This is a genomic window from Microbacterium paulum (assembly GCF_015707995.1).
GTDB classification, from domain to species: domain Bacteria; phylum Actinomycetota; class Actinomycetes; order Actinomycetales; family Microbacteriaceae; genus Microbacterium; species Microbacterium paulum.
Window position 1 is genome coordinate 1 of record NZ_JAAGRY010000064.1, and the last position, 15,944, is coordinate 15,944.

General features: G+C 72.3%; 12 protein-coding genes and 1 pseudogene. 11 read left to right on the forward strand and 2 right to left on the reverse strand.

The window, feature by feature from the left end:
- A partial coding sequence (locus tag G3N18_RS13255) for a glycosyl transferase (RefSeq protein WP_196384755.1) occupies nucleotides 1–2,257 on the forward strand: 2,257 nt, incomplete at its 5' end.
- On the forward strand, nucleotides 2,254–3,678 hold the full coding sequence (locus G3N18_RS13260; RefSeq protein WP_196384756.1) for a DUF5719 family protein: 1,425 nt from the start codon (nucleotides 2,254–2,256) through the stop codon (nucleotides 3,676–3,678). The genes G3N18_RS13255 and G3N18_RS13260, both read left to right, overlap by 4 nt.
- 88 nt (nucleotides 3,679–3,766) lie before the next feature.
- On the opposite strand, the gene G3N18_RS13265 is transcribed toward G3N18_RS13260, so the two are convergent.
- Nucleotides 3,767–4,198: a metallopeptidase family protein gene (locus G3N18_RS13265; RefSeq protein ID WP_196384757.1), complete on the reverse strand. Its 432-nt coding sequence runs from the start codon at nucleotides 4,196–4,198 to the stop codon at nucleotides 3,767–3,769.
- 149 nt (nucleotides 4,199–4,347) lie between these two features.
- Between G3N18_RS13265 and G3N18_RS13270 the strand changes: the two genes are divergently transcribed.
- From G3N18_RS13270 to katG, 5 genes are all read left to right on the forward strand, one after another.
- Nucleotides 4,348–4,554: a DUF3499 family protein gene (locus G3N18_RS13270; protein WP_196384758.1), complete on the forward strand. Its 207-nt coding sequence runs from the start codon at nucleotides 4,348–4,350 to the stop codon at nucleotides 4,552–4,554.
- Nucleotides 4,555–4,649: 95 nt separating this feature from the next.
- Entirely contained in the window at nucleotides 4,650–6,110 is a 1,461-nt protein-coding gene (gene ahcY / locus G3N18_RS13275; RefSeq protein WP_196384759.1) for an adenosylhomocysteinase, read from the forward strand.
- 215 nt (nucleotides 6,111–6,325) lie between these two features.
- A complete protein-coding gene (locus G3N18_RS16500; protein ID WP_196384760.1) occupies nucleotides 6,326–7,318 on the forward strand; it encodes a DUF559 domain-containing protein in 993 nt (330 codons plus the stop codon).
- A 162-nt stretch (nucleotides 7,319–7,480) separates the two neighbouring features.
- Nucleotides 7,481–7,927, forward strand: coding sequence for a Fur family transcriptional regulator (locus G3N18_RS13285; RefSeq protein ID WP_314855917.1), 447 nt, complete (start codon nucleotides 7,481–7,483; stop codon nucleotides 7,925–7,927).
- Nucleotides 7,928–7,975: 48 nt separating this feature from the next.
- Nucleotides 7,976–10,258, forward strand: coding sequence for a catalase/peroxidase HPI (gene katG / locus G3N18_RS13290; RefSeq protein ID WP_196384761.1), 2,283 nt, complete (start codon nucleotides 7,976–7,978; stop codon nucleotides 10,256–10,258).
- Between the two features lie 79 nt (nucleotides 10,259–10,337).
- Here the strand turns inward: katG and aqpZ are convergent, their stop codons facing one another.
- Nucleotides 10,338–11,159, reverse strand: a complete 822-nt coding sequence (aqpZ, locus tag G3N18_RS13295; protein ID WP_196384762.1) for an aquaporin Z — start codon at nucleotides 11,157–11,159, stop codon at nucleotides 10,338–10,340.
- Nucleotides 11,160–11,386: 227 nt separating this feature from the next.
- Between aqpZ and mtrA the strand changes: the two genes are divergently transcribed.
- The 4 genes and pseudogenes from mtrA to G3N18_RS13315 all read left to right on the forward strand — a co-directional run.
- Entirely contained in the window at nucleotides 11,387–12,067 is a 681-nt protein-coding gene (gene mtrA / locus G3N18_RS13300) for an MtrAB system response regulator MtrA (RefSeq protein WP_196384763.1), read from the forward strand.
- Nucleotides 12,068–12,077: 10 nt separating this feature from the next.
- Nucleotides 12,078–13,835, forward strand: coding sequence for an MtrAB system histidine kinase MtrB (gene mtrB, locus G3N18_RS13305; protein ID WP_196384764.1), 1,758 nt, complete (start codon nucleotides 12,078–12,080; stop codon nucleotides 13,833–13,835).
- Nucleotides 13,832–15,544, forward strand: a complete 1,713-nt coding sequence (locus G3N18_RS13310; RefSeq protein WP_196384765.1) for an LpqB family beta-propeller domain-containing protein — start codon at nucleotides 13,832–13,834, stop codon at nucleotides 15,542–15,544. The genes mtrB and G3N18_RS13310 overlap by 4 nt, the downstream gene beginning before the upstream one ends.
- A 94-nt stretch (nucleotides 15,545–15,638) precedes the next feature.
- Nucleotides 15,639–15,944, forward strand: a pseudogene (locus G3N18_RS13315) (hypothetical protein); the annotation flags it as partial.

A 15,944-nucleotide genomic window follows, 5' to 3' on the forward strand; every position in this document is an offset into this window, starting at 1 on the left:
CACCGCTCAGCTGCACCGCCGCCTCGCCTACGCGCCCGCCGCCGCCGTGCCGCTGCACTGGCTGAGCCTGCTGCCGCTCGCCGTCGTGCGCTCGCTCGGCGCGCTCCTCGGCAAGCGCCCCGCACGCATCCTGTCGGAGTGGGGTGCCGCCGCGACCGTCGCCGTGCGCCCCGGCGCGGTCGCGCGATCCCGCCGCAGCATCCGCGACGAACGCGCCGCCTCGTGGGCCCAGCTCGCTCCGCTGAGGGTGACCGGAACCGAGCTGCGACACCGCCTCGACGACGACGTGCCCGCAGGTACGGGACGCGGCGAACTGCACTTCTTCAGCGGCGGCGGCGCGTGGGTCGTGCTCGCGGCCCTCGTCGTCTCGGTCATCGCCTTCCTCTCGCTGCTCGCCTGGCCGGTGCTCGGCGGCGGAGCCCTCGCGCCGATGCGCGCGACCCTCGGCGGGCTGTGGTCGGATGCCTCGTGGGGCCTCCGCCCCGTCGGCTGGCGGACGACCGGTCCCGCCGATCCGTTCAGCGCCGTCGTGGCCCTCCTCGGCTCGCTCTGGCCCGCCGCGCCGTCGCGCGCCGTCGTCGTGCTGTGGGTGCTCGCTCTTCCCCTCGCCGCGCTCGGCGGCTGGTTCGCCGCCACCCGGTTCACCGACCGCGGCGTACTGCGCGCCGTCGCCGGCGTGGCGTGGGCGCTCGCGCCGAGCCTGCTCGACGCGCTGATCTCGGGCCGGCCCACGGTCGTGATCGCCCACCTGCTGCTGCCGTGGCTGCTCTGGACCGGGGTGGTCGCGCACCGCTCGTGGAGCGCCGCCGGCGTGGCATCCATCGTGGCCGTCGGCGTGATCGCCTGCGCGCCGAGCCTCGCCCCCGCCCTCGCGCTCGTCTGGATCGTCGCGCTCGTGCTCACCGCCGCGATCGCGCACGGGCCCGGCATCGCCCGCGTCGTGTGGCTCGCCGTGCCGACGGCCGTCGTGTTCGCTCCGCTCGTCTGGCATCGGGTGCGCTCGGGCGACGTGTGGAGCCTCCTCGCCGACCCGGGCGTGCCGCTCGGCGACTCCGGCGGCACCGACCTCGGACGGCGCCTGCTGCTCGGCCTCGGCTTTCCCGGCGGTGACGGGTGGGGCGCTCTCAGCGGCGCGGACATCTCGGCGTGGACCCCGCTGATCGTCGCGCCCCTGTTCGTGCTCGCGCTCGCCGCGCCGATCATCGGCCGCACCCTGCCCGCCGTGGCGCTGGCGATCACGGCGCTCGCAGGGCTCGGCACCGCGCTCGCCGCGATCGGCATCTCCGTGGCATCCGATGCGCAGCACGCCATCACGCTGTGGCCGGGCGCCGCACTCAGCCTCTACTGGCTCGCGGTCGTGTGCGCCGCCGTGCTCGCCCTCGATGCGCTGCCTGCCCGCCCGCCGCTGCGCGCCGTGTTCGGCACCCTTGTGATCGTGACCCTCGCCGTGAGCGCCGCCCCCGCCCTCACGGCGCCGCTGCGCGGCACCGCGGCGATCACCGAATCGACCTCGAGCACCCTGCCCGCCTACGTCGAGGCCGAGGGCCGCGAGGGCCTGTCGACCGCGACGTTCGTGCTCACGCCGACCGCCGACGGCGCCGTCGTGACCGATGTCGTCTGGGGCGAGACCGCTTCGCTCGGCGGACAGTCGACGCTCCGCTCGGCGCGCCTCGCGCCCGACCCCGGCGACGAAGACACCGCGCGCTACGCCGCCCAGCTGATCGCCGACCCCGAGGGATCCGTCGTCGACGACCTCGCCGCGCACGGCGTCGCGTACGTGCTGCTCAGTGGCGCCTGGGGCGACTTGCCCGCAGGAGCGGATGCCGCGTCGGCCATGAGCCGTCAGGCTGAGACCGCGCTCGACCAGCGAGACGACCTCGAGATCGTCGGCGACACCGCCAAGGGCAAGCTGTGGCGCATCACATCGGAGGTCGCCCCGCGCGGCTCCGGCGACGTCGGCGAGGCGTGGCGCGTCGGGCTGCTGCAGGCGGGCATCGTGCTCGTCGCGCTGCTGCTGGCCCTCCCCACCCGGCACTCGCTCGCCGAAGCGCGCCGCCGCCCCCGCATCGTCGGGCTGCCGCGCCGCGCGGGTCGGGTGCGTCTCGTCGCCGCCGGGGTCCCGGTCGCCGGGGCCGAGGCTGAGGCCGTGGTCGCGGGATCGACGACGGGGTCGGCTGCGATCGCCACCGAGAGCGAGCTCACCGACGACGACGGCGCCGCCGAGGCAGAGCGCGATCCCGACGGAGGTGCCGCATGAGCCCGTTCTCGCCCGCGCGCACCGCGGGGTTCGTGCTCGGCGCGGTCGTGGCCGCGGCATCCGTCGTCGGCGCCGCCGGACTCATCTGGCTCGACCTGCCGGGCTACACGCGCAGCCCCGTCTCGGTGTCTGCCCAGCCCCCCGCGGCCGCCTCTATCGCGACGTGCGCGGGGCCGCTTCTCGCCAGCGGACGCGACGCCACGCAGGCGTCGCTGCTCACGGATGCCGCGCCGCAAGCGGTCACGGCGTCATCTCCCGGCCTCGACGACCTCCCCGCCACGACCCTCGCCGCGCCCGATGTGCAGGGCGGCGCCGGCCCCGAATCGCTGACGGTGCAGCCCGACGCGGGCGGGGAGCGGGCAGACCTTGCGGCCGCCGGCTCGTCGACCGTGCGCGCCGACGACGCGACCGGGTTCGCCGCCTCGGCGTGCACGCGCGCCGAGATGGAGTCGTGGCTCGTCACCGGAACCGGCACCACCGGGTCGGCCGATCTCGTCGTGCTCGCGAACCCCGGTGACGTCGCCTCGCTCGTGACCCTCAGCGTCTACGGGGCGTCGGGCCTCGTGCAGCCGGCCGTCGGCAAGGGCATCGTCGTCGCCGCCGGCACCCAGCGGGTGGTGCCGCTCTCGGCCCTCGCGCTCGGCGAGGAGAACCCCATCGTGCGCGTCACCGCCGCGCAGGCCCCCGTGCAGGCGTCGCTGCAGTCGAGCCTCACCCGGGTGCTCGCCCCTATCGGCATCGACCAGTCCGCCGCCGTCGGCGCACCCGACACGACCCTCGTGATCCCCGGCGTGGCGGTGTCCGCCGCGCCCGGAGAGCGGGGCGCGAGCGACGTGTCGACCTACCTGAGACTCGTGGCCCCGACCTCCGAGGGCACGGCGACCGTGACCGTGCGCGGAGGCGCGGCCGACGGTGCAGGGGGCGCCGACGACTCCGGCGGCGCCGTGATGACGCAGACGATCCCGGTGTCGGCGGGAGTGCCGCTGCGGCTCGACCTGGGCAGCCTCGCGATCGGCACCTACACGGTCACCATCTCGTCGACGACGCCCGTCACCGGCGCGGTCTGGTCGACCACCGGCTCGACGGCCGGCAGCGATTTCGCCTGGTTCACGCCGGCGCCGGCACTCGCCGCCTCGACCCTCGTCGCCGTGGCGGCCGGGCCGACACCCGTCGTCACCGTCACGAGCGAGACCGATCAGGTCGTCACCCTGGAGGCTGAGGGCGGCGGCGGCACCCAGCAGCTGCGCATCGCCGCGGGTGGGTCGGTGAGCGTGGCGGCCCGGGCCGGCGCGACGTACCGCGTCACCGCGGACCTCCCCATCCGTGCCGCCGTGAGCTACACGGGAACGGGTGCACTCGCCGGTTACCCCGTGCAGTCGGGCGACGCCGCCGAGGCGGCGATCACGGTCTATCCGCGCTGAGGCCGGTGCCGGCGCGGCAGCGCTCGCCGAGGCATCCATCGTCTGCGCGCGCGGGGCTGCCCGGCGGGGGAGAAGGGGCCGAGGCGGCTCAGAAGTAGCGGAAGCGTTCGGGGCCGAGATCCCACGGATCACGGTCGAGGTACTCGGCCGCCGCGCGGAAGACGGCGCCCTCGATCATCATGCGCCGGTGCAGATCGTCTTCGCGGTGAAGGTTGCTGAGCCGCTCGATCGGCAGCCGGTACAGCACGATCAGCTGGTGGTCGGTGTGCACGCTCCAGCGGGGAATGCCCTCATCGTCGGTCGCCGGCGGCATGAGCGCGACCTCGAAGCGCACGTCGCGGAGTTCCGGCCAGGCGCTCCGCAGGAACTCGGCCGCCGTTCCCACCGAGAAATCGAACCGCTCCTCGCGGGTCTCGAGGGGGAGCAGCGGCGGGCGCACGACGGGGCTGCGGCCTTCGCGCCCGTGCCGGCCGTGCCGGGAGGGTCGGCGGGGAGTCCTCGCCGCACGCCGCCTGATCATGGGTCCAGCTTAGATCGCGTTCCGAAAGCAGGGCGAAGTCGACGCGAGCGGTGTGCACGGGCCCGCCGAGGCCGGTTGAGCCTGCTTTCGGAACGCGCGACGGCGCGGCCTCCTCGTCGCGGCACCCGCGCGCGACTAGCGTGGAGCCGATGCGTACGAGACTCTGCTCGAAAGTCGGGTGTGCCCGCGAAGCGGTGACCACCCTCACCTACGACTACGGCGACCAGATGGCGGCCATCGGGCCCCTGGGCGCCTCGGGCGACCCGCACGCGCACGACCTCTGCGCCATCCACACCGACCGCCTGTCGGTGCCCAAGGGCTGGCTCGTCGTACGGCACGAGACCCTGCGCGTCTGACCGCCACGGCGGCCCCGCACGCCCGTCTCGCGCACCTGCCGCGACCCGGCTGACACACACCGGAGCGGCCGCAGACGGCGTGGAAGAATGGCCGGATGCCGAACGCCACCGCCGTCACCCCCGATTTCGTCGTCGCCGATCTGAGCCTCGCCGCGGCGGGCCGCCACCAGCTGCGCCTCGCCGAGAACGAGATGCCGGGACTCATGGCGCTGCGCGAGGAGTTCGGCCCGAGCCAGCCGCTTGCGGGGGCCCGCATCGCCGGGTCGCTGCACATGACGGTGCAGACTGCCGTGCTCATCGAGACCCTCGTCGCGCTCGGCGCGCAGGTGCGGTGGGCGTCGTGCAACATCTTCTCCACGCAGGACGAGGCGGCCGCGGCCGTCGCGGTCGGGCCGACCGGAACGGTGGACGAGCCCCGAGGCATCCCGGTCTTCGCTTTCAAGGGCGAGACCCTCGAGGAGTACTGGCAGCTCGCCGACCGCATCTTCGACTGGTCTCGTGAGGGCTTCGACGGTCCGAATCTGATCCTCGACGATGGCGGCGACGCGACCCTCCTCGTGCACAAGGGCGTCGAGTTCGAGGCGGCGGGCGCCGTGCCCGGGGCGGCCGACGGCGACAGCACGGAGTACCGGATCGTGCTCGAGACCCTGCGCGCGAGCCTCGCGCGCGACCCGCAGCGCTTCACCCGCATGGCGGCGGGCATTCTCGGCGTGACGGAGGAGACGACGACCGGTGTGCACCGCCTGTACGAGCTCGAAGCCGCCGGAAAGCTCCTCTTCCCCGCGATCAACGTGAACGACTCGGTCACGAAGTCGAAGTTCGACAACAAGTACGGCATCCGCCACTCGCTGCCCGACGGCATCAACCGCGCGACCGACGTGCTGATCGGCGGCAAGGTCGCCTACGTCGTCGGCTACGGCGACGTCGGCAAGGGTGCGGCCGAGGCGCTGCGCGGCCAGGGCGCGCGCGTCATCATCGGCGAGATCGACCCGATCTGCGCCCTGCAGGCGTCGATGGACGGCTACCAGGTCGCGCGCCTCGACGACGTCGCGGGCGAGGTCGACATCGTCATCACCGGCACGGGCAACACCCGGGTCGTCACGACCGAGCACCTGCGGGCGCTCAAGCACCTCGCGATCGTCGGCAACGTCGGCCACTTCGACGACGAGATCGACATCGCGGGTCTCGAGGTGATCCCGGGCGTCGAGAAGGTCGAGATCAAGCCGCAGGTGCACGAATACCGGATGCCTGGGGGCACCAGCATCCTCGTGCTCTCGGAGGGACGGCTGCTGAACCTCGGAAACGCGACGGGGCATCCGTCGTTCGTCATGAGCGCCTCGTTCACGAACCAGGTGCTCGCCCAGATCGACCTCTACACGAAGCCCGCCGACTATCCGATCGGGGTCTACGTGCTGCCGAAGATCCTCGACGAGAAGGTCGCGCGCCTGCACCTCGACGCCCTCGGCGTGCGCCTGACGACCCTCACCGACGAGCAGGCCGCCTACATCGGCGTGCCCGTCGACGGCCCGTACAAGCTCGACCACTACCGGTACTGAGCGCTCGTCCCGGGGCCCGTCTCTGCGTCGGGGCCGGGGCTTTCGAGGTTCCAGGTTCGGGGTCGCGGATGGTCGCTTCGGCGCGTCCGTAGCGACCATCAGCGACCCCGAACACGTCACCACCGCCTCCTCCCCACAGGCGCCCGAGGTCTAACTGTCCACGGAAACCTCCTGGCGGCGCCCACGGCGCGTACGCGCGGGCCACAGTGGCGAGCGTGTCTCACCCTCCTCGCGCACTCCCCGCCGAGCTCGGCGACAGCTTCTCGACGCGCGCCGCGCGCGCCCATGGCGTTACTGCGAGGCGCCTGCGGGCGGGCGATCTCGAGGCGCCGTTCGCTGGGGTGCGGCTGCGTGCGCCGCAGCACGAGGGGCTGAGCCGCGAGGGGGAGGACGGACCGCTCTCGATCGACCGCCGTATGCAGGCGGTGATCGTCCGGCGCGCCCACGCGTACGCGCAGATCGCTCCCGCAGGTGCGTTTTTCGTTGGGCAGACCGCGCTGGCACTGCACGGGTTGCCGTTGCGCAGAGGCGCCGACGAGGCTCCCCTCGACGTCGCGGTGCTATCCCCGCAGCACGCCCCGCGGGGGCGGGGAGTCCGCGGCGCCAAGGTCGCGCCGCGCATGGTGCGGCTCGGCACGATAGGCGGGCTCGCTGTCGGTGATGCCTCGAGCACGTGGGCGCTTGCGGCTGCCTCTTCGAGCCTGCGCGACCTCGTCGTGATCGGTGACGCGATCGTGCGGATTCCCAGAGGCGATCGCGGCGCCCCCTTGCCGCAGCGGCGTCTGGCGACTCTCGACGAGCTGTGCGCGATGGCGAACGTGCCGTGGCGCAGGAATCGGGAGCTCCTACTCGACGCGCTCGCCCTCGTTCGTGAGGGCAGCATGTCTCCTCTTGAGACCGACATGCGCCTCGCGCTCACCGGAGCGGGCCTTCCCGAACCCGAGCTCGACGTCGAGATCCGCACAGAGCGCGGGAGTCTCATCGGGATCTGCGACGCTGTGTACCCGGAGCGCCGGGTCATCGTCGAGGTCGAGGGGCACCACCACTTCACGGACGATCGCCAGTGGCGCCGCGACCTCGAGAAATACGCGGCGCTCGCCGCCGAGGGGTGGGAGGTCGTCCGTATCGCGGCACACCACCTCGTGCGCGGGGGCGGAGCGGCCGCCGCGCTGGTGGGAGCGGCGCTGGCGAGGCATCCTCTCGCCTGATCTCGCCACCCGCTCGCCGCGCGCTCGCCTCCCGCCGCGAGGGATCGGGGTCGCGCATGGTCGCCTCGGGCGCTGGATGGCGACCATATGCGACCCCGAACTGCACGCGCCCCGCTGCACCCCTTTTTTGAGAAGATCAAAATAAAGGAGTAGGGTCGGCACGTGACCCACACCCACGAGCTGGCGCCTCACGCAGGGGCATCCGATGCCCTGCGCGCCGCGGGGCTGCGGGTCACCGAGCCGCGCGTCGCCGTCTACGAGGCCCTCGGCGCGCTGCCGCACGCGAGCGCCGACGCGGTGCACGCGGCGGTGAGCGAACGGATGCCTCGCGCCAGCCTGCAATCGGTCTACAACGCCCTCGGCGATTTCACCGACGCGGGCCTGGTGCGCCGCATCGAGCCCGCCGGCCACGCGATGTTGTTCGAACTGCGCATCGGCGACAACCACCACCATCTCGTCTGCACGTCGTGCGGCGCCGTGCAAGACGTCGACTGCGCCGTCGGGCACGCGCCGTGCCTGCACCCCTCCGACGCGCACGGCTTCACGCTGACGTCGGCCGAGGTCACGTACTGGGGGCTCTGCCCCGCGTGCGCCTCGGTCGCGGCTTGACGACCCACCGACCGTTTCGACCCCTTACCGCCCCCAGGAAGGAAAACCATGACCGAGAACGACCCGTCCGCCGCCGGCATCGGCGAAGACGCGACCGAGACCGACCAGTCCGTCACCGTCACCGACACCGACGAGGCCCTCGCCGAAGAGGCGGCGACCTGCCCCGTCATCCACGCGCAGCCGCACCCCACGTCGGGCTCGGCGAACCGGGTCTGGTGGCCGAACCAGCTGAACCTCAAGATCCTCGCGAAGAACCCCGAGGTGCGAAACCCGCTCGACCCCGGCTTCGACTACGCGGCCGCCTTCGAGGCGCTCGACCTCGACGCCGTCAAGCGCGACATCGCCGAGACGCTCACCACGAGCCAGGACTGGTGGCCGGCCGACTTCGGCAACTACGGGCCGCTCATGATCCGCATGGCGTGGCACTCGGCGGGCACCTACCGCGTGACCGACGGTCGCGGGGGCGGCGGCGCGGGGCAGCAGCGGTTCGCCCCGCTCAACAGCTGGCCCGACAACGTCGGTCTCGACAAGGCGCGCCGCCTCCTCTGGCCGATCAAGAAGAAGTACGGCCAGTCGATCTCGTGGGCCGACCTCATGATCCTCGCCGGCAACGTCGCGCTCGAAGAGATGGGCTTCGAGACGTTCGGCTACGCCGGCGGACGGGCGGATGTCTGGGAGCCCGACGACGACGTGTACTGGGGCCCCGAGACCACCTGGCTCGGCGACGAGCGCTACACCCGCGACCAGGGCGATCGGAAGATCGACGGCCCGCTCGCGGCCGTGCAGATGGGTCTCATCTACGTCAACCCCGAAGGCCCGGCCGGTCACCCCGACCCGCTCGCGTCGGCGCGCGACATCCGCGAGACGTTCTCGCGCATGGCGATGAACGATGAAGAGACCGTCGCCCTCATCGCCGGTGGCCACACCTTCGGCAAGACGCACGGCGCCGCACCCGACTCGAACCTCGAAGACAACCCCGAGGCCGCGGGCCTCGAGATGCAGGGCCTCGGCTGGAAGAACAACAACGGCACCGGCAAGGGCGACGACCAGATCACCTCGGGCCTCGAGGTCACCTGGACCTACCACCCGACCCGGTGGGACAACGAGTTCTTCCACATCCTGTACGCCTACGAGTGGGAGCTGTTCAAGAGCCCCGCGGGGGCCCACCAGTGGCGGCCCATCAACGGCGGCGGCGCCGACATGGTGCCCCTTGCGCACTCGAACGGCCGCCGTGAGCCCCGCATGCTCACGAGCGACCTGGCACTGCGCGTCGACCCGGCGTACGACAAGATCTCGCGGAAGTTCAAGGACGACCCCGAGGCCTTCGCCGACGCGTTCGCCCGCGCATGGTTCAAGCTGACCCACCGCGACATGGGCCCGATCGCGCGCTACCTCGGCAAGGAAGTTCCCGCCGAAGAGCTGATCTGGCAGGACCCGGTGCCCGCGCCCGAGGGCGAGCTGATCGACGCCGCCGGCGTCGCCGAGGCCAAGCGACGCGTGCTCGAGTCGGGTCTCACCGTGGCTGAGCTCGTCGGCGTGACGTGGGCCGCGGCATCCACCTTCCGCGGCAGCGACAAGCGCGGCGGCGTCAACGGCGCCCGCATCCGTCTCGCCCCGCAGAAGGACTGGGAGGTCAACAACCCGGCCCAGCTGCACAAGGTGCTGGGCGTCCTCGGCGGCATCAAGAGTGACCTGGATGCCGCGGGCACGCCGGTCTCGCTCGCCGACCTCATCGTCATCGCGGGAAACGCCGCCGTCGAGAAGGCCGCCGCCGACGCGGGCGTGGAGGTCGAGGTGCCGTTCCACGCGGGGCGCACGGATGCCTCGCAGGAGCAGACCGACGCCGAGTCGTTCGGCTACCTCGAGCCCGCCGCCGACGGGTTCCGCAACTACCAGGGCCCGCTGGCCGAGATGCCCGCCGAGTACCACCTGATCGACAAGGCGAACCTGCTGACCCTGACGGCGCCCGAGATGACGGTGCTCGTGGGCGGTCTGCGCGTGCTCGGTGCGAACTGGGACGGCTCGCCGTACGGCGTGTTCACCGACCGGCCGGGCGTGCTCACGAACGACTACTTCGTGAACCTGCTCGACCTCGGCACCACGTGGAAGCCGCTCGACCCGGGCTCGCACGCGTTCTCTGGCGCGAAGGACGGCTCGGGCGAGAAGGTCGGCGTCGGTACCCGCGTCGACCTGCTGTTCGGCTCGAACTCCGAGCTGCGCGCGCTCGCCGAGGTGTATGCGTCCGACGACGCGACCGAGAAGTTCGTGCGCGACTTCGCGAGCGCGTGGGGCAAGGTCACCGAGCTCGACCGGTTCGACCTGCACCGCTGAGTCGCAGACGACGAGGGCCCGCTCCCGGTTCACCGGGGGCGGGCCCTCTTTGTCTGTATCGTGGCGCCGCGGCGCGGGGTCAGAGCGCGGTGCGCTCGAACAGCGCCCGGTGCGCGAAGCCCGCGATGAGGCCGCCCACGATCGGGAACACGAGGAACACCCAGAGCTGAGCCAAGGCATCCGTGCCGCCGTAGATCGCGGTCGCGAGCGAGCGCGCGGGGTTCACCGAGGTGTTGTCGATCGGGATCGACACAAGGTGGATGAGGGTGAGGGTCAGGCCGATCGCGAGGCCGGCGAGGGCGGGGGTGCCGCGGGTGATGTGCGTGACCCCGAGGATCACCAGCACGAAGATCGCGGTCAGCACGACCTCGACGGTGATCGCGGCGCCCAGGCCGAATCCGCCGGGGGAGTGCGCGCCGTAGCCGTTGCTCGCGAAGCCGCCGTCTTGCGCCTTGGCGAGCCAGCCGTCGGGAGCGAATAGCCCGATCAGCACGATGACGCTCGTCGCGACGGCGCCGCCCACCACCTGCGCGACGATGTAGCCGAGGGTGTCGCGCCACGGAAAGCGACCCGCGGCGGCGAGGCCGAGGGTGATCGCGGGGTTGAAGTGGCCGCCCGAGATCGGGCCCCACGCGTAGGCTCCCGCGACGACCGTGAGGCCGAAGGCGAGGGCGACGCCGACGTAGCCGATGCCGACGGGGAAGCCGTTGGCGGCGAGGCCGTTGTTCGCCGCGAACAGTGCCGCGCCGATGCCGCCGAAGACGAGCAGGAACGTACCGGATGCCTCGGCCACCAGACGCGCCGAGGTGGCGGGGGCGGCGATCTCGGTCTCGGGGGCGGGGGTGTGGGCGAGGTCGGTGGGGTCGATCGGCAGGTCGGGGCGGGGGTCGTCGATGCTCATGGCGGTGTCCTCTCGGAGGGATGGCGCTGCATGTCGATGGAGGTGGTTCTGTGTGCGATTGTGCCCTTCCGAGCGCCGGACGTGCCGCAACTCTGACGGAATGTGTCGACACCGACCCTCCCGGCGCGCGTTCTGCCGACCTCCAGGAGGGTTCGATACTGTGTATTCCTGCGCATCCCCGTTGCGCACCGCGGCATCCCGCCGACTCGAAGGACGTATCCGCCCCCATGACTTCTCGCATCCTGGTCGTCGATGATGACACCGCGCTCGCGGAGATGATCGGCATCGTGCTGAGGACCGAGGGCTTCGACCCCGTGTTCTGCGCCGACGGCGCCGCCGCCGTCGACGAGTGGCGAGCGCAGCGCCCCGACCTCGTGCTGCTCGACCTGATGCTCCCCGGCATGGACGGCATCGAGGTCTGCACCCGCATCCGCGCCGAATCGGGTGTGCCGATCATCATGCTCACCGCCCGCACCGACACCGCCGACGTCGTGCGCGGGCTCGAGTCGGGCGCCGACGACTACATCGTCAAGCCCTTCAACCCGAAAGAGCTCGTCGCGCGCATCCGCACGCGGCTCCGCCCCGGAGCCGTGACCGAGAGCGAGACGCTCCGGGTCGGCGACGTCGTCGTCGACGTCGCCGCGCACGAAGTGCGCCGCGGCAACGAGGCGATCGCCCTGACGCCGCTCGAGTTCGAACTGCTCGTGGCCCTGGCATCCAAGCCTCAGCAGGTGTTCTCTCGCGAGATGCTCCTCGAGCAGGTGTGGGGCTACCACTACAAGGCCGACACGCGGCTCGTGAACGTGCACGTGCAGCGCCTGCGCGCGAAGGTCGAGATCGACCCCGACAACCCGAAGATCGTCTCGACCGTCCGGGGCGTCGGCTACCGCGCCGGCGCGGTGGTCTGACCGAGCCCCCATGTCGCCGACCACGGCCACCGTGCACACGCCGGGCCTGCGGGGCTGGCGCGAATGGGGCACCTGGCGCACGTGGCCGGAGAGGTTCGCGCACTCCTGGCGCCGGTCGCTGCGCTTTCGCACCCTCGCCGTCACGCTCGGCCTCACCGCCTTCGCGATTCTCGGGGCGTTCGTCACGATGGCCCTCGCGATCCAGAACGACCTGTTCGAATCGCGCGTCGAGCAGGTGCAGGAATCGGTCGCCCGGGCGACCGCGGCGACCCAGCGCACGCTCGAATCCGCGCAGGTCGACGGTGATTCTGCGTCTCTGCAGTCGTTGATGGATGCCGCGATCCAGTCGATGACCCGGCAGGCCGGCACCGACATGATCGCGGGGTTTCGCATCTCGAATGAGCCCTCGGTGATCGCCCCGCAGGATTTCGGTCGCGGAGGACTGACCGCGAGCATGATCAGCGACGGGCTGCGCGAGACGGTGCAGCAGAGCGCCGACAAGCGGTGGTGGCAGTCGATCGGGTTGCCCTCCGGTGATGGCGACGGCCACAGCGACCGCGCCGACGTGCCGGGTGTCGTGATCGGCCAGCAGCTGATCTTGCCCGAGGTGGGGGCGTACGAGTTCTATTTCGCCTACGACCTCGAATCCGAGGCGCAGACGCTGCGGTTCGTGCAGGTGACGCTCTGGCTCGTCGGGGTGGGGCTGGTGCTCCTCATCGGCGCGATCTCGTGGGTCGTGCTCCGCACCGTGACGGTGCCGATCGCGCAGGCCGCCGAGACGAGCGCGATCCTCGCCGGCGGCGACCTGGGCGTGCGGCTGCCGGTGCGCGGTGACGACGAGTTCGCGGTGCTGGGCCGCTCGTTCAACGCGATGGCCGACTCGATCGAGGCGCAGATCAAAGAGCTCGCCGAGCTGTCGCTCGTGCAGCAGAGGTTCGTGTCGGACGTCTCGCACGAGCTGCGCACCCCGCTCACGACGATCCGGCTCGCGAGCGACATGCTCAATGATCGCCGCGACGAGTTCGACCCGTCGACCGCACGCGCCGCCGAGCTGCTGCACGCACAGGTGCAGCGCTTCGAGGCGCTGCTGACCGATCTGCTCGAGATCAGCCGTTACGACGCCGGGTCGGTCCAGCTCGAATACGAGCCGACGAGCCTCGCGCACCTGGCCGAAGAAGAGGTCGCCTCGATGCAGCAGCTCGCCGATCAGCACGGCTCCGACGTGCGCCTGGTCGCGCCGGGCGGCTACTCGCCGGTCGAGATGGACCCGCGCCGCGTGCGCCGCGTCGTGCGGAACCTGCTCGGTAACGCGATCGAGCACGGCGAGGGGCGCCCCATCGTCGTCACGGTCGACAGCGATCAGCGGGCGGTCGCGATCGGTGTGCGCGACTACGGCCTCGGCATGAGCGCCGCCGATTCGGAGCGCGTGTTCGACCGGTTCTGGCGTGCCGACCCTTCGCGCAAACGCACGATCGGCGGCACGGGCCTCGGCTTGTCGATCGCGCTCGGCGATGCGCGGCTGCACGGCGGGACCCTCGCCGTGTGGTCGGAGCTCGGCCGCGGCACCCACTTCGTGCTCACGCTGCCGCGGCAGGGCCACACCGACCCCGGATCGCTGGGCTCGCCGATCCCGGTCGACCCGGGCGACGACGGCGCCGCCCTCGACGACGTGGGCCTCACCCAGCCGATCTCCCTTCCCAGCGCCGGCCGTGAGACCTCTGCCGCTCGGGACACCCCCGCGACCGGCGAGAAGGCGGGGCGGTCATGAGCCGGGCATCCGGACGGGGCGGGGTCCGTGGCATCCTCACGACTGTCGCGGCGACGGTGGTGCTTGTCGCCCTCACGGCCTGCGGCAGTCTGCCGACGTCGGGCCCGGTGAACGCCGGCAAGCCGATCCCCGACACCGACTCGAACGGCAGTGTCGTCTTCCTTCCCGACGGGCCGAGCAAGGATGCCACGCCGCAGCAGATCGTCGAGGGGTTCATCGCGGCAGGCTCCGGCCCGAGCGACAACTGGGGCACCGCGCGGGAGTTCCTCGCCCCCGAGGTGAAGAGCACCTGGAATCCGCGGACCGGGGTCACCGTGTACCGGCCGGGGGAGCGCACGCTGCGACAGGTCGCCGAGGGGGAGTACACCCTGTCGGTGACACCGGCCGCCACGATCGACGCGACGGGCGAGCTGACGGTGTCGGGTGATTCGGGCGACATCTCGCTGTCGTTCACGCTCGCGCAGCAGCAAGGCGGCCAGTGGCGCATCACGCAGGCGCCCGACGGCATCGTGCTCGACCGCAGCCGGTTCGAGGCCGTGTACGCAAGCTATTCGCTGCAGTTCTTCGACCCGACCTGGACGTATCTCGTTCCCGACCAGCGCTGGTTCCCCACGCAGTACGCCGCGACGAGCATCGCCGAAGCGCTCGTCGACGGCGGTCCGAGCGCGTGGCTGGAAGGTTCGGTGTCGACGGCGTTCGTCGACGGCGCGCGCCTCGCGCAGGTGGCGGTGCCGGTGCGCTCGAACGTGGCGTCGGTGTCACTGCAGCCGGGAGCGCGCTCGCTCGGTCGCGACGTGCTCGACCGCATGCAGACGCAGCTCCAGACGAGCCTCGCGCCCGTCGCCGACCAGGTCGACATGCTCGTCGACGAGCAGCCGCTCACCGCCTCGGCCGTCTCGGTGCGGTCGACCCGCATCGACTCGCGCCCGCTCGTGCGCACCGCCGAGGCCTTCGGGTTCGCGTCGGGCGCCTCGGGGTCGTCGATCGAGGAGATCCCGGGGCTTTCGGACGCCCTGCTGCCGATCTCCGCCCTCGACATCGAGGTGAATGCCGACCGCACCGAAGCCGCGGTGCGCGATACCGCGGGCGCCGTCTCGATGGTCGGCAGCGACGGCGCAGTCACGCGACTCGACACGCGCCCCGCGCTCATCGCGCCCTCGATCGACCCGCACGGGTACGTCTGGTCGGTGCCCGAGAATGCTCCCGGCGCCGTCCTCGCGTTCGGCACGGACGGCACGAAGGCGGACGTGAAGGATGCCTGGCCGGCGGCCGCGCAGATCACCGCGCAGCGGGTCTCGCGCGACGGCACGCGCGTGGCCGCGGTGGTGCGCGACGGCGAGCGGTCGGTGCTCTGGGTCGCGGGCATCTTGCGCGATCGAGACGGCGCGCCGACGGGGCTCGGTGCGATCCGGGTGCTCGGCGTGCTGCCGGGCCCCGCCACCGCGCTCACCTGGATCGACGGGTCGACCCTCGCGGCCGTCACCGTCGACCAGGGCGACCAGTACCTCTACACGCAAGAGGTCGGAGGCTTCGGCGCGACCCAGCGCACCCCCGACGCCGCGACGACCGTCGCGGGCGGTGTGCAGTCGGGCGGCCTGCGGCTGCGCGATGCGAACGGTCAGCTCTACGCCCAGCAGGGGTCGACCAACTGGCAGAACATCGCCGCCGGCATCGTCGTGCTCGCGATCCAGCAGGGGTCGCCGCGCTGACACCGGCTCCTCCCCACCCGGGGTGTTGCGCCGATCGTGCACAGATCGCTCTGCGTGGGCGCACCGTGCCGCCCGCGCCGGGCACGCTGGCGTGATGACACGCGACCTGCCGACCTTTCTGACAGCAGGCACCGCCGGCGGGGCGCTCCGCGAGGCGCTGTCGGGCGCGCTCGCGCTCGTCTTCCCGACGTGGTGCGCCGGGTGCGATCTGCCCGACGCGACGCTGTGCGCGGCGTGCCGCGAGAGCCTGCGCCCCGCGGTGACCTCGCGGGTGGTCGGCGGGTCGCTCGTCGCCCACGCGGGGCTGCCGTTCGCCGGGGTGCCCGCCCGCACCCTGCGCGCGTGCAAAGAAGAGGGGCGCACCGCGCTCGTCACCCCGCTCGCGCGCGCCCTGGCCGCG